Source organism: Rathayibacter sp. AY1H3 (genome assembly GCF_002932015.1).
In genome coordinates, this window is the sequence record NZ_PSUU01000018.1 from 61,949 (window position 1) to 74,183 (window position 12,235).

Sequence of the window (12,235 nt, forward strand, 5' to 3'; positions counted from 1 at the left end):
CGCGCCCGCGCCCGCTGCTAGGGTCGTGCGCAGTGACACGGGGTGCCCGCCAGGGCTGAGAGAAGACCCGTTGAACCTGATCTAGTTCGTACTAGCGAAGGGATGTCGCGAATGAGCATTCGCACGCCTGTCCACCCGACCCTCCCCGCCGACACGGCGCCCGACCCGGCGTCCGTGGGTCGCGATCTCGCCGAGCTCCGCGCCGCCGGGCCCCTGGTGCAGTGCATCACGAACGCGGTCGTCACCGGCTTCACCGCCAACAGCCTCCTGGCCCTCGGCGCCAGCCCGGCGATGTGCGACCTGCCCGGCGAGGCGGGCGTCTTCGCGGGCCTCGCCTCGGCCGTGCTCGTCAACCTCGGCACGCCCGGAGCGGAGCAGCGCGAGGGTGCTCGCGAGGCGGTCGCCGCGGCCGGACGCGCCGGTACCCCGTGGGTGCTCGATCCGGTCGCCGTGGGCCCGCTGCCCGTCCGCACCGCTCTGGCGGTGGAGCTGCTCGAGGCGCGGCCCGCGATCATCCGCGGCAACGCCTCCGAGATCCTCGCCCTCGCGGGAGCCGGTGCGGGCGGCCGCGGCGTGGACGCCGTCGACACCGCCGAGCAGGCGCTCGACTCCGCCCGCGTCCTCGCCCGCCGCACCGGAGGCGTGGTCGCCGTCTCGGGAGCGGTCGACCTCGTCACCGACGGCGAGCGGGTCGTCCGGGTCACGGGCGGCCACCCGCTGCTGACCCGCGTGACCGGCGGCGGCTGCGCGCTCGGCGCCGTGATGGCGGCGTTCCTCGGCGCGGGCGCCCGCCCGCTCGACGCGGCCGTCAGCGCTTCCGCGGTCTGGGGCCTCGCCGCCGAGCGGGCCGCCGTAGCGAGCAGCGGTCCCGGGTCCTTCGCCGTCGGCCTCCTCGACGCCCTCGCTGCCCTCCAGCCGGCCGACGCCGAGGCCGGGGCGCGGATCGCATGAGCCTCGACCTCTCGCTCCACCTCGTCACGGACACCGCCCAGTGCGGCCAGCGCGGCGTGCCCGCGGTGGTCGCCGCCGCCGTCCGGGGCGGAGTCACGACCGTGCAGATCCGCGATCACGACGCCCCCGCCGCCGAGCTCGTCGCCCTGACCCGGGCCGTCGCCGCCGTCCTCGACGAGCGCACGACCCTGCTGGTCGACGACCGCGTCGACGTCGCCCTCGCCGCCCGCCTCGCGGGCGCCCGCGTCCACGGCGTCCACCTCGGGCAGTCCGACCTCCCCGTCACCGCCGCCCGCTCGCTGCTCGGTCCCGACGCGGTGATCGGGCTCACCGCGAACACCCCCGAGCACCTCGCCGCCGTCCGTGCCCTGCCCGCGGGGACGGTCGACTACCTCGGCGTCGGCGTCATCCGGCCCACCGCGACCAAGCCCGACCACCCCGCTCCCCTCGGTGTCGACGGGTTCGCCGCCCTCGCCGCGGCCGCGGCGCTGCCCTGCGTCGCCATCGGCGGAGTCGGAGCCGCGGACGCGGGGCCACTCCGCCTCGCCGGTGCGGCCGGCCTCGCGGTCGTGTCGGCGCTCTGCACGGCCGCCGACCCCGCGGCGGCCGCCCGCCTGATCCGAGCGGAGTGGGACCGGTGACCGCCGGCGCCCGCGTCCCCCGTGTCCTCAGCATCGCCGGCACCGATCCGACCGGCGGTGCCGGCGTCCAGGCCGACCTCAAGTCGATCGGCGCGCTCGGCGGCTACGGCATGGCGGTCGTCACCGCGCTCGTCGCGCAGAACACGCACGGGGTCCGCTCCGTGCACCTGCCACCCGCCGCGTTCCTCCGCGAGCAGCTCGACGCGGTGAGCGACGACGTCACGATCGACGCGGTGAAGATCGGGATGCTCGCCACGGCCGAGTACGCCGGAGTCGTCGCCGAGTGGCTCGACGAGGTCCGCCCGCCCGTCGTGGTCGTGGATCCGGTGATGGTCGCGACCAGCGGTCACCGGCTGCTCGCTCCCGAGGCGGAGGACGCCGTGCGCGACCTGCTCCGCCGCGCCGACCTGGTGACGCCGAACCTCCCCGAGCTGGGCGTGCTGGCCGGAGAGCCGACCGCCTCCGACTGGCCGGCCGCGCTCGCGCAGGGGGCGATGCTCGCCCGCGCCCTCGACGCCGCCGTGCTGGTGAAGGGCGGCCACCTCGACGGCCCCGCCACCCCGGACGCGATCGTCACCCCCGACGGCCTCGTGCGCGAGGTCCCCGGCGAGCGCGTCGCCACCTCGAACACGCACGGCACCGGGTGCTCGCTCTCGTCCGCGATGGCGACGCTCCTGGCCGGGCGCAACGCCTCCTCCGACGCCCTGGTCGAGGCGCTGACGGAGGCCAAGGAGTGGCTGACCGGCGCCCTGCGCGCCGCCGACGCTCTCGAGGTCGGCTCCGGCAACGGCCCGATCGACCACTTCCACCGGCAACGTCCTCCGGCGTTCTGCGCGGACGTCTGGGAGCGGACGCGGACCCTCCGCGACGAGATCGACGCGCTCCCGTTCGTGCGGGCCCTCGGCGACGGCTCCCTCGGGCGGGAGGACTTCGAGTGGTACCTCGAGCAGGACGCTCTCTACCTCACCGAGTACGCCCGCGTCCTGGCCGTGGCGGCGCAGCGCGCGCCGACCACCGCCGAGCAGGTCTTCTGGGCCGAGGGCTCGGCGTCCGCCCTCGCGGCGGAGGCGCAGCTGCACCGCGACCGGCTCGGGACCCGGGACGCGGCTCCCGCGCCCGTGACCCGCGGCTACACCGACCACCTGCTCGCGGTCGCCGCGGGCGGCGGCTACGGCGAGATCGTCGCCGCCCTGCTCCCCTGCTTCTGGCTCTACGCCGACGTCGGGTCGCGCCTCGCCGCCTCCGGGCACCCCGAGCACCCCTACGCGGACTGGCTGCTCACCTACGGCGACCCGGTCTTCGCGACGGCCACCGAGCGGGCGATCGAGTTCACGGAGCAGGCCGCCCGCGACGCCTCACCGAGGGAGCGCGCCGCGATGAGGGACGCGTTCCTGCGGTCGAGTTCGTTCGAGAAGGACTTCTTCGCCGCACCGCTCGCCCGGACCGGCTGAGCTCTCAGCCGGCCCGGCCGGGTGCGCTCAGCCGATCGCCTCGCGCAGGACGTGCATGAGGGCGTCCAGCTGCACCGTGTCGGCCGAGGCCGTCTCGGCGTCCGCGCCGTCGAGCGCCCGGGCGGCGAGACCGGCCTTGGCGTCGATGAGCTCCGCGATCTTCGCGTCGATCGTGTGCGCCGCGATGATCCTCCACGCCGTCACCGGCTCCTCCTGGCCGATGCGGTGCACGCGGTCGATCGCCTGCGTCTGCTCGGCCGAGGTCCACGACAGCTCGGCGAGCACCACGTTGGACGACGCCTGCAGGTTCACGCCGACTCCCGCCGCGGTGAGCGAGCAGACGGCGACAGAGACGTCCGGGTCCTCGTTGAAGGCGTCGATCTGCGTCTGGCGGAACGCCGCGGTCTGGTCGCCGCGGATGGAGACGGACGTCAGCTCGCGCTTCTCGAAGGTGTCCTCCGCCTGGTCCATCACGTCGATGTGCTTCGCGAAGAAGACGACCTTGCCCACCGAGCGGGCCAGCTGCGAGGCGTAGTCGGCGGCCAGCGCCGCCTTGGCCTGGCCGATCCGGCGCACCATGGTGAAGACGTTCTCGCCGGTCTTGGCCGACTTCGACTCCTCGAGCTCGCTCTGCGCCACGATGCGGATGAACCGCTCGCGCTCGTCGTCGTCGAGCTCGTGCGTGATCGAGGAGGTGACCGCCCTGAAGCGCTGCAGCATGCGGGCGCCGAGCTCGCGCTCGGCCTTCTGGATGGAGCGGCCGAGGTCGTCGTCCAGCTCGACGGGCAGATCGACGATCCGCTTCGACGGCAGGTCGGCGGCGACGTCGATCTTCTTGCGCCGGACGATGCCGAGGTCGATCACGGCCTCGCGCGCCTCCGGGTAGAAGCCCGTGTCGGCGGGGGTGAGGCCCGTCTCCTCGAGGCGGCCCATCAGCTCCGGCCCCGGCTTGGTCTCGTCGATCCAGCCGAGGAAGCGCCAGATGGCGCGGAAGTCGTCGACGTCGTTGATCAGCGGGGTGCCGGTCAGCGCGATCATCAGCGGATCGTGCCCCGGAGTGGTCTCGCGGATCCTCGACGCCAGCGCGAGCACGCTCTGCGAGCGCTGCGAGCGGAGGTTCTTGATGAAGTGCGCCTCGTCGACGACCATGCCGCGGAAGCCCAGGCTCCCGAGCCAGCCGATGTGCCGGTCGAGGATGTCGTAGTTGACGATGACCACGTCGGCGAACGCGTCGAGCGTGCCGCCGTCTCCGTGGATGACCGTGGCGCGCCGCTGCGGGGTCCAGTGCTCGACCTCGCGCGCCCAGTTCATCTTGACCACGTTCGGCACCACCGCGAGCAGCGGGTACGCCCCGACCACCGAGGCGGCGAGGAGGCTCTGCGCGGTCTTGCCCAGACCCGGCTCGTCGGCGAGCAGGAAGCTGCGGTGCCCCTCGCGGGCGCTCTCGATGAAGCGCGCCTGGTGCGGCATCAGCTCGCGGCCGCGCGGCGAGACCCGGTCGAGCTTCGGCGGCTCCGGGAGCTCCATGCTCGCGGCCCGTCCGCCCGCTCCGTACTCGAACGCCTTGAAGAGCGGCCCGAGCAGCTCCCAGTCGTCGAGCCTGCGGCGCGGCGCCGGAGCCGAGGCCTCGGCGATCGAGAAGTCCGGCGGGAGGAAGGGGTTCGCCAGCTGGCGGGCGCGCACCGACTGCGGCACGACCTGGTTGACCGGCACCTCGGGCTTGGGCTCCGGCTCGGTCACGATGAGCAGCTCGTCGGGGCTGAGCTCCGCGCCCGCCTCGAGCAGCCAGTCGCGGCGGAGCTTCTGCGCGGCCGCCGTGACGCCGGCCTCCGATTCGAGCAGCGCGATCAGGCTGGTGTCGCGGGCGGCCGTCTTGGCCAGGATCGTGGCGATGCCGTCGAGGCGCTTCATCTCCTCGGCGCGCTGCGCGTCGCTGAGCGAGGGATCGACCTTGACCCGCTTGCGCTCCTCGCGCATCAGGAGGGCGATCACCAGGAACTTCGTCCGGTTGGTCGGCCCGACCTTGCCGGTCTGGGCCTTCGCCTCCACCTCGCGGACGCGGCGGGCGAGGATCGGGATGATCCCCGCGTTGTCCACGCCGCGCGAGCGCGATCGGGGTCGGCTCCCGGCGGCGTTCGACGCTCGTCGCGTCTGACCGGACTGACGCTGGCCGCTGCGAGCCATGCTCCTCCTCGATGTGTGACGGGGGGCGGAGGAGGGGTTCCCGCGCGCTGCCGTCGCCGTGCATCCGCCGGATCGCCTCCGGGGAGGCGTCGGGCGTCGGTGCATCCGGTGGCCGTCGGGAGCTCCGAGCAACGGGTCTGGGACCCGGTCGCAGCATCCCCGGCGTGCGGGTGCGGCGCCAGTCTACTCCTCGGGGCGGTCCGGTCGGCGCTCCGCCGCGCGGACGGTCGCGCTCGTCGTCATTCCGGGGTCGGGACGCGGATCACGAGACCCGCCGCCACGAAGACGCCGACCGCGGCGAGGCTCAGCGAGAACCAGATCGCGTCCGGGAACGCGAACGGCAGCACCGGGTTCCACAGCACGAGCACGGGGACGAGCCCGATCAGCCAGAGGAGTGCGCGCGCCTGGATCGCGAACCAGCCGATGACCGCCGCGAGGATCGCGACCGGGTAGCGGATGAAGTCGTAGGCGTCGGAGCCGACGAGGGCGAGCCCGGCCAGCAGCACGATCGCGCCGAGGATCCCGGGCGCGAGCGCCATGCGGGCGCGGTCGCGCGAGGGGTAGCGGGCGGCGGTCGCGCGGGACGGCTTGCGGGTGCTCACCCCTCGATCGTAGGCGCGCATACCCCGCCCGGGTACCGCCTGCGGCGCGTAGGCTGGAGGAGTGATCGAGGACCTCAAGAAGCGCTCGCTGCACCGTGCCCGGATCCTGGGCGGCCAGATGCGCGGCCTCGAGCGGATGATCGAGAACGAGGACTACTGCGTCGACATCGTCACGCAGTCCCTCGCGATCCAGAAGTCGCTCGGCTCGCTCAACAAGCTCATCGTCGAGAACCACCTCCGCACGCACATCACCGCGATGTTCGAGGAGGGCGGAGACGCCCGCGAGGCGGCCATCGCCGAGCTCGTGAAGATCTTCGAGCTCTCCAACAACCGCTCGTGACCGCCGGCCTCGTCGCCGCGGCGCGGGTGCGCCCGCTGCTGCTCGACGGGGGCCTGGGCACGGAGCTGGAGGCGCAGGGCGCCGCGGTGGACTCCTCGCTCTGGAGCGCCCGGGTCCTGCTGGAGGAGCCCGGCCGGGTCGTCGCCGCGCACCGCGCCTTCGCCGAGGCGGGCGCCCGGGTCGCGGTGACCGCGAGCTACCAGGTGTCCGCGAGCGGATTCGCAGCCGCGGGGCTGGCCCCGGGCCTCGTCGAGCGCGCCCTCCGGGAGAGCGTCGACCTGGCCCGGCGCGCGCAGAGCGGCTGGGTCGCCGCCTCCGTCGGCCCTTTCGGTGCGAGCCTCGGCGACGGCTCCGAGTACCGCGGCGACGACGGCCTCACCGTCGGCGAGCTCGCCGCCTGGCACCGCCCGCGCCTGGAGACCCTGGCCGCGGCCGGGCCCGACCTGCTCGCCGTCGAGACCATCCCGTCGGTGCGGGAGGTGCGGGCCGTCGTGGAGGCCCTCGCGGGCTCCTCGGTCCCCGCCTGGATCTGCGTGAGCGGCCGTTCGGGCCGCACCGCGGCCGGCGAGCCCCTGGCCGAGGCGTTCGCCGTCGCCGCCGCCTCCGAGGAGGTCGTCGGCGTGGGAGTGAACTGCTGCCCGCCCGGCGACGTCGCCGAGGCGGTCCGCATCGCCCGCTCCGTCACCGGCAAGCTGGTCGTCGTGTACCCGAACAGCGGCGAGGAGTGGGACGCCGTCGAGCGTCGCTGGGCAGGCGACGCGGCCTTCGACCCCGCGCTGGTCGCCTCCTGGCGCGCGGCGGGAGCGGATCTGATCGGCGGCTGCTGCCGCGTGGGACCTGCGGCGATCGCTGCCCTCGGACGAAGCCTGGAGGAGGAGTCGTGACCACCCTGAGAGCCGTGCGCGGCGACCTCACCCGCGAGCACGTCGACGCGATCGTGAACGCGGCGAACTCGTCGCTCCTCGGCGGCGGCGGCGTCGACGGCGCGATCCACCGCGCGGGCGGACCGGAGATCCTCGCCGAGTGCCGCCGGCTCCGCGGGACCGAGCTGCCGGACGGTCTGCCCGCCGGCTCCGCGGTCGCCACGACCGCCGGCCGCCTCCCTGCCCGCTGGGTCGTGCACACCGTCGGTCCCGTCCACTCGCGGTGGGAGGACCGCAGCGCCGTCCTCGCCTCGGCCTACCGCGAGTCGGTGCGCACCGCCGTCGGTCTCGGTGCGCGGACGCTCGCCTTCCCGGCCGTCTCGGCGGGCGTCTACGGCTGGCCGATGGACGACGCGGCGCGCATTGCGGTGGAGACGGTCCGCGAGGCGACCGCGGACGGCGCACTCGACGAGGTCCGGTTCGTCCTCTTCTCCGCGGACGCCCTCGCGGCCTTCGAGGCCGCCCTGGCCGCGGAATGACGGAAGGGGAGCCGACCCTGCGGTCGACTCCCCCTCCACGGTGCTGCGCTAGGCCGTCTTCGGCCGCGCGAACTCGTCGTAGGGCAGCGTGATCGGGCGGGTCCGCGGAGGCATCCGCACGACCGCCTCGAGCGCCGGGCCCAGTGCCTCGCGCCACGCGCGGTAGCCGTCCTCGTTGAGGTGCAGGCCGTCCGGCGAGTACTGCTCGAGCAGTCCGCCGTCCTCCCCCGCGAGCACCGGCCACAGGTCGAGGTAGCCCGCGTGCGCCGTGGGCGCGAACTGCCACAGGTGGCGGTTGATCTCGCGGATCTGCGGTGCGAACTCGTGTCCGCGCGGCAGGACCGAGGTCACCAGGATGCGCACGTCCGGAAGATCGCGCCGGAACGTCGCGACGATCGTCTCGATGTTGCGCACGACGTGCTCCGTCGTGCGGTGCCAGGCGAGGTCGTTGGTGCCGATCAGCAGCACCACCGTGTCCGGCTCCTGCGCGACCAGCTCGGCGAGCCGCGCGACGACGTCCGCCGTGGTGGCCCCTCCGACTCCCTCGTCGACGACCGTCGACTCCGTCAGCCACTCGCCCCAGGCTCCCGCCTGGATGATGCTGTCCCCGATGAAGAGGACCTTCCCCAGCTGGAGTCCGCGCCCCGCGTCCGTACTCGACCGTTCGCTCATCGTGCTCCTCTCGTCGGCGTCCCGGGCGGCCTCGCCGCCGCCGGACCCCTCCATTGTCACCGCTGCACCCGGCGCCCGCCAGGGGAGCGCTCGTCGCCGGAGTCCGGCAGGTCGGCCGCGGTGGCCGTGATGCGGTTGGCCATGCCGTTGAAGATGATGCCGTGGAAGGGCAGGATCGCGAACCAGTAGAGCCTGCCCGCGAGGCCCTGCGGGAAGAAGACCGCGCGCTGCGTGTAGACCGAGCCGCCGTCTCCGGAGGGCTCGGCGCGCATCTCGAGCCAGGCCCCGCCGGGCACCTTCATCTCGGCGCGCAGGCGCAGGAGCTTCGGCCGCTCGATCTCCTCGACGCGCCAGAAGTCGAGGGCGTCGCCGGCGTGCAGGCGCGCGGAGTCGCGGCGCCCGCGCTGCAGGCCCACTCCCCCGACGAGGCGGTCCATCCAGCCGCGGATCACCCATGCGAGCGGGAAGGAGTACCAGCCGTTGGTGCCGCCGATGCCCTCGATGACGCGCCAGAGCTTGGCCGGGTCGGCCTGGGTGCGGCGCTCCTTGAGGTCCACGTAGACCGTGTGGCCGGCCCACTCCGGGTCGCTCGGCAGCGGATCGCTGGGAGCGCCGACGACCTCCGCGTTCTGCCAGCTCGTCTCGATCTCGCCCGCCTGCATCTTTCCCAGCGCGAGCCGGACGGCGCGGCGGTAGGAGGTCAGCCCGCCCTCGGGGTCGGGGATGAGCGCGCGGATGTCCTGCTCGTGCACGACGCAGTCGTACTGCAGCGAGGCGATGATGGGCACCGCGAGCGAGCGCGGGATCGGCGTGACCAGGTTGACCCACTGCGAGGCCAGCCACGGGGTGAACACCGGCAGGGACGCGATCGGCCGCTGCGGGAGCCCTGCCTCGACCGCGTAGCCGTTCATCATCTGGCCGTAGCGGAGCACGTCGGGCCCGCCGATGTCGAAGGTGCGGTTGAGCGTGGCGTCCTCGAGCGACGCGGAGCCGATCAGGTAGTGCAGCACGTCGCGCACGGCGATCGGCTGGATGAAGTTGCGCACCCACTGCGGCGCGGGCATGTACGGCAGCACGTCGGTGAGGTGGCGCACCATCTCGAACGAGGTCGACCCGGAGCCGATGATCACGCCCGCCTGCAGGGCGATCGTCGGCACTCCCGACTCCATCAGGATCCGGCCCACCTCAGCGCGCGAGCGGAGGTGCTTCGAGAGCTCCTGGCCCTCGGGGTGCAGGCCGCCGAGGTAGACGATGCGGCCGACGCCGGCCGACCTCGCGGCCGTGGCGACGTTCTGCGCGGCGCGGCTCTCAACTTCCTCGAAGTGGGCGTGGTCGTTGCCCGAGCCCATCGAGTGGACGAGGTAGTAGAGGACGTCGACGCCCTCGACCGCGGCCTCCAGCGACTCCGGATCGCCGAGATCGCCCTGGGCGACCTCGACCTCCTCCGCCCACGGCACGTCGACCAGCTTGCGCGGGTCGCGCACCAGGACGCGCACCCGGAAGCCCGCCTCGAGGAGGCGCGGCGTCAGCCGGCCGCCGATGTAGCCGGTCGCGCCGGTGACGAGCGCGAGGGGGCGCGCCGAGTCGGAGGGGGTTTCGCTCATGCGGCCACGGTACGCCGATGGCCCCGGGACCTCTCCCGCTGGTGCGGGCCCGCGGCCCCTGCTAGGCGGCGGCCGGCATCCCGCTCAGTCGATGCCGAGGACCTCGCGGACCTGCACCACGTCGTGGTTCATCTGGCGGATGAGGGGCTCGACGCCCTCGTAGGCGACCTGGCCGCGGATCCGGCCGACGAACGCCACGTCGACCACGCGGTCGTAGAGGTCGAGGGTGTCGAGCGTCTGATCGAGCACGTACGCCTCGACCTGCTTGGGCGGCACCCCGACGAAGGTGGGGTTGCTGCCGACCGAGATCGCGGCGGGATGCGTGACGCCGTCGGTGGTGAGCCGGCCCGCGTAGACGCCGTCGGCCGGGATCAGGCCCTGCGACTGCGGCGAGAGGTTCGCGGTCGGGAAGCCCAGCTCGCGGCCGCGCTTCGCTCCGTGCACGACCACGCCGCGGACGACGGGCTCGTGCCCGAGCAGGCGCGTCGCGTGCTCCACGTCGCCCTCGGCCAGCAGCTCGCGGATCCAGGTGGAGGAGACGCGGCGCCCGTCCTCGGGCCGCACGTCGTCGATCAGCTCCACCTCGAATCCGTGCTGCCCGCCGAGCACGCGCAGCAGGTCGACGTCGCCCGCTCCCCGGGCGCCGAAGCGGAAGTCGGAGCCGACGAGGACCACGCGGGCCTCGAGCGCCTCCACCAGCACCTGCTCGACGAACTGCTCGGGCGAGAGCGCCCGGAACGCCTCGTCGAAGGTGAGCAGCAGCGTCGCGTCCACGCCGGTCCCGGCGAGGAGCTCGAGCTTCTGCTCGTTGCCGACCAGGACGGGCGGGCACTTCTCCGGCGCGATCACGCTGAGCGGATTGCGGTCGAAGGTGACGACGACGGCGGCGAGCCCCTGCTCGCGGGCCCGCTCGTGCAGCCGGCCGATGACGGCCCGATGCCCGGAGTGGACGCCGTCGAACTTGCCGATCGTGACGGCGGAGGGTCCGATCCCGGCCAGGTCGCCGGGGCGGGTCTCGACGCGCATCAGGCGGCCGCCCGGGCCGTGCGCCGCCCCTGCACGCGGAGCCACCAGAGACCGAGCACGGGCAGGACGAGCGGGATGAGCAGGTAGCCGGCGCCGAAGGCCGCCCACACCGTCGACTGGCGCCCGAACGGGTCGGCGCTCGCGAGCCCGAGGAGCTGCGGAGCGAGGAGGCTGAGCGCGCCGACCACGAGCACGCCCACCAGCTCGAAGGTGATCGTCACCCACGCGACCCGCTGCCAAGCGCGGCCCGGGACGATCAGGGCGACCGTCGCGACGATGTACACGACGGCCGAGAGCGCCGAGAGCGAGAACGCCAGCGGCGCCTCGTCGAACCGGTCGATGATCTGGAAGACGGAGCGCCCCGTCGCGGCGAGCGCGAGGATCCCGTAGACCACGACCAGGAGGCTGCCGATCCCGCGCGAGCGGGCGGAACGGGTCGGCTCTCCGCTCCCGGGGGCTGAGGGGACTGAGGGGTCGTGAGCGGCCCGTCCGGACGCATCGCTGGCTGGTTTCGACATCGCACGTCCATGCTAGGCGCTCGCCGGGCCGGGCCCGGTGGCGGGCCCGATCAGGCGCTCTGGAAGAACCAGATCTGGTGCATCCGGTAGACCATGACCGCGATCGAGAGGCAGGCGACGCCCAGGATCACGGTGCTCCAGCGGCTCCGCTCGATGAGCGCCCAGAACCCGGCAGCGAGCGGCAGGAGCAGCGCCGAGATCAGGTAGATGTAGTACTCCGGCAGGCTCCCCGACGGGCGGTTGCCGACCAGCGGCGACACGATCGCGACCGCCAGCTGGACGATCAGCAGCAGCTCGACGATCGCCGTCGCGCCGACCGAGACGTCCGAGGGACGGCGGGCGAGCAGCCCGAGCACGAGGCAGAGCAGGCCGGCCGCGACGGCGATCCCCACCTGGAGGATCGTGAACCACTCGATCACGAGGCGGCCGTCCGCAGGTCCTCGGTCGGGAAGTTGACGACGCTCTTGAGCTGGGTGCCGCGCCGCTCGGCGAGGCCGATCAGCCGCTCCCCCGGGCCGACCGCGGCGAGGAGGCCCTTCGCGCCCGCCACCGCCTCCGGGGCCGGGATGCGCTTGCCGTTCGCGAGATCGCCCGCCTCCTGGGCGTCGAGGCGCAGCAGGGGGAACAGCTCGCCCGCCACGAGCGTCGGCGGCAGGAGCGCGGCGGGGACGTCGAGCTCGTCGATCTCGCCGGCCTGCGCCACGGAGAAGGGGCCGACCGCGGTGCGCCGCAGCGCGGTCAGGTGGCCGCCGACTCCGAGGGACGCGCCCAGGTCGCGGGCGAGCGCGCGGATGTAGGTGCCGGAGGAGCAGGTGACGCGCACGTCCAGGTCGAGGAACCCCTC

At 74.0% G+C, this 12,235-nt stretch carries 13 protein-coding genes, 1 pseudogene and 1 riboswitch; of the genes and pseudogenes, 6 read left to right on the plus strand and 8 right to left on the minus strand.

Translation table 11 applies throughout. The annotated features are described in order from the left end of the window. The first annotated feature begins 28 nt into the window (after positions 1–28). Positions 29–120: riboswitch (TPP riboswitch) on the plus strand. The 3 genes from thiM to thiD all read left to right on the plus strand — a co-directional run bounded on the left by thiM (position 112) and on the right by thiD (position 3,043). Further along, positions 112–951 carry a hydroxyethylthiazole kinase gene (thiM, locus tag C5C33_RS08915; protein ID WP_104260938.1) on the plus strand — a complete coding sequence of 280 codons (840 nt, stop codon included), beginning with the start codon at positions 112–114 and terminating at the stop codon, positions 949–951. It overlaps the preceding riboswitch by 9 nt. After that, entirely contained in the window at positions 948–1,592 is a 645-nt protein-coding gene (thiE, locus tag C5C33_RS08920; RefSeq protein WP_104249604.1) for a thiamine phosphate synthase, read from the plus strand. The genes thiM and thiE overlap by 4 nt, the downstream gene beginning before the upstream one ends. Continuing rightward, the gene (gene thiD, locus C5C33_RS08925) at positions 1,589–3,043 is read left to right on the plus strand and encodes a bifunctional hydroxymethylpyrimidine kinase/phosphomethylpyrimidine kinase (protein WP_104260939.1); all 1,455 of its coding nucleotides are present in this window, start codon (positions 1,589–1,591) and stop codon (positions 3,041–3,043) included. Before thiE ends, thiD begins: the two co-directional genes overlap by 4 nt. A 27-nt stretch (positions 3,044–3,070) precedes the next feature. Here the strand turns inward: thiD and C5C33_RS08930 are convergent, their stop codons facing one another. After that, positions 3,071–5,227, minus strand: a complete 2,157-nt coding sequence (locus tag C5C33_RS08930) for a DEAD/DEAH box helicase (protein WP_104225603.1) — start codon at positions 5,225–5,227, stop codon at positions 3,071–3,073. Positions 5,228–5,466: 239 nt separating this feature from the next. Next, positions 5,467–5,829 carry a DUF6804 family protein gene (locus C5C33_RS08935; RefSeq protein WP_258059290.1) on the minus strand — a complete coding sequence of 121 codons (363 nt, stop codon included), beginning with the start codon at positions 5,827–5,829 and terminating at the stop codon, positions 5,467–5,469. Between the two features lie 61 nt (positions 5,830–5,890). Between C5C33_RS08935 and C5C33_RS08940 the strand changes: the two genes are divergently transcribed. The 3 genes from C5C33_RS08940 to C5C33_RS08950 are packed head-to-tail and all read left to right on the plus strand — an operon-like array spanning position 5,891 to position 7,571. Then, positions 5,891–6,169 (plus strand): metal-sensitive transcriptional regulator, encoded by a 279-nt coding sequence (locus tag C5C33_RS08940; RefSeq protein WP_104223062.1) that lies wholly within the window; start codon positions 5,891–5,893, stop codon positions 6,167–6,169. Then, the gene (gene mmuM / locus C5C33_RS08945; protein WP_104260940.1) at positions 6,166–7,053 is read left to right on the plus strand and encodes a homocysteine S-methyltransferase; all 888 of its coding nucleotides are present in this window, start codon (positions 6,166–6,168) and stop codon (positions 7,051–7,053) included. The genes C5C33_RS08940 and mmuM overlap by 4 nt, the downstream gene beginning before the upstream one ends. Next, a complete protein-coding gene (locus C5C33_RS08950) occupies positions 7,050–7,571 on the plus strand; it encodes an O-acetyl-ADP-ribose deacetylase (RefSeq protein ID WP_104246566.1) in 522 nt (173 codons plus the stop codon). Before mmuM ends, C5C33_RS08950 begins: the two co-directional genes overlap by 4 nt. Positions 7,572–7,619: 48 nt before the next feature. On the opposite strand, the gene C5C33_RS08955 is transcribed toward C5C33_RS08950, so the two are convergent. The 6 genes and pseudogenes from C5C33_RS08955 to C5C33_RS08980 all read right to left on the minus strand — a co-directional run. After that, positions 7,620–8,243, minus strand: a complete 624-nt coding sequence (locus tag C5C33_RS08955; RefSeq protein WP_104225671.1) for a GDSL-type esterase/lipase family protein — start codon at positions 8,241–8,243, stop codon at positions 7,620–7,622. Positions 8,244–8,299: 56 nt separating this feature from the next. Next, a complete protein-coding gene (locus C5C33_RS08960; protein WP_104233790.1) occupies positions 8,300–9,847 on the minus strand; it encodes an SDR family oxidoreductase in 1,548 nt (515 codons plus the stop codon). Between the two features lie 84 nt (positions 9,848–9,931). Then, positions 9,932–10,873: a bifunctional riboflavin kinase/FAD synthetase gene (locus tag C5C33_RS08965; protein ID WP_104225670.1), complete on the minus strand. Its 942-nt coding sequence runs from the start codon at positions 10,871–10,873 to the stop codon at positions 9,932–9,934. Next, positions 10,873–11,391 carry a hypothetical protein gene (locus C5C33_RS08970; RefSeq protein WP_244229447.1) on the minus strand — a complete coding sequence of 173 codons (519 nt, stop codon included), beginning with the start codon at positions 11,389–11,391 and terminating at the stop codon, positions 10,873–10,875. The genes C5C33_RS08965 and C5C33_RS08970 overlap by 1 nt, the downstream gene beginning before the upstream one ends. A 50-nt stretch (positions 11,392–11,441) precedes the next feature. Continuing rightward, complete coding sequence (locus tag C5C33_RS08975) at positions 11,442–11,810, minus strand: hypothetical protein (RefSeq protein WP_104223058.1); 369 nt, start codon at positions 11,808–11,810, stop codon at positions 11,442–11,444. Further along, positions 11,807–12,235 (minus strand): annotated as a pseudogene (locus C5C33_RS08980) (tRNA pseudouridine(55) synthase TruB); the annotation flags it as partial. The gene C5C33_RS08975 and the pseudogene C5C33_RS08980, both read right to left, overlap by 4 nt.

Coding starts and splice junctions, on each gene's coding strand:
- thiM (WP_104260938.1), top strand. CDS start 112: ATGAGCATTCGCACGCCTGTCCACCCGACCCTCCCCGCCGACACGGCG.
- thiE (WP_104249604.1), top strand. CDS start 948: ATGAGCCTCGACCTCTCGCTCCACCTCGTCACGGACACCGCCCAGTGC.
- C5C33_RS08930 (WP_104225603.1), bottom strand. CDS start 5,227: ATGGCTCGCAGCGGCCAGCGTCAGTCCGGTCAGACGCGACGAGCGTCG.
- C5C33_RS08955 (WP_104225671.1), bottom strand. CDS start 8,243: ATGAGCGAACGGTCGAGTACGGACGCGGGGCGCGGACTCCAGCTGGGG.
- C5C33_RS08960 (WP_104233790.1), bottom strand. CDS start 9,847: ATGAGCGAAACCCCCTCCGACTCGGCGCGCCCCCTCGCGCTCGTCACC.
- C5C33_RS08965 (WP_104225670.1), bottom strand. CDS start 10,873: ATGCGCGTCGAGACCCGCCCCGGCGACCTGGCCGGGATCGGACCCTCC.
- C5C33_RS08970 (WP_244229447.1), bottom strand. CDS start 11,391: ATGTCGAAACCAGCCAGCGATGCGTCCGGACGGGCCGCTCACGACCCC.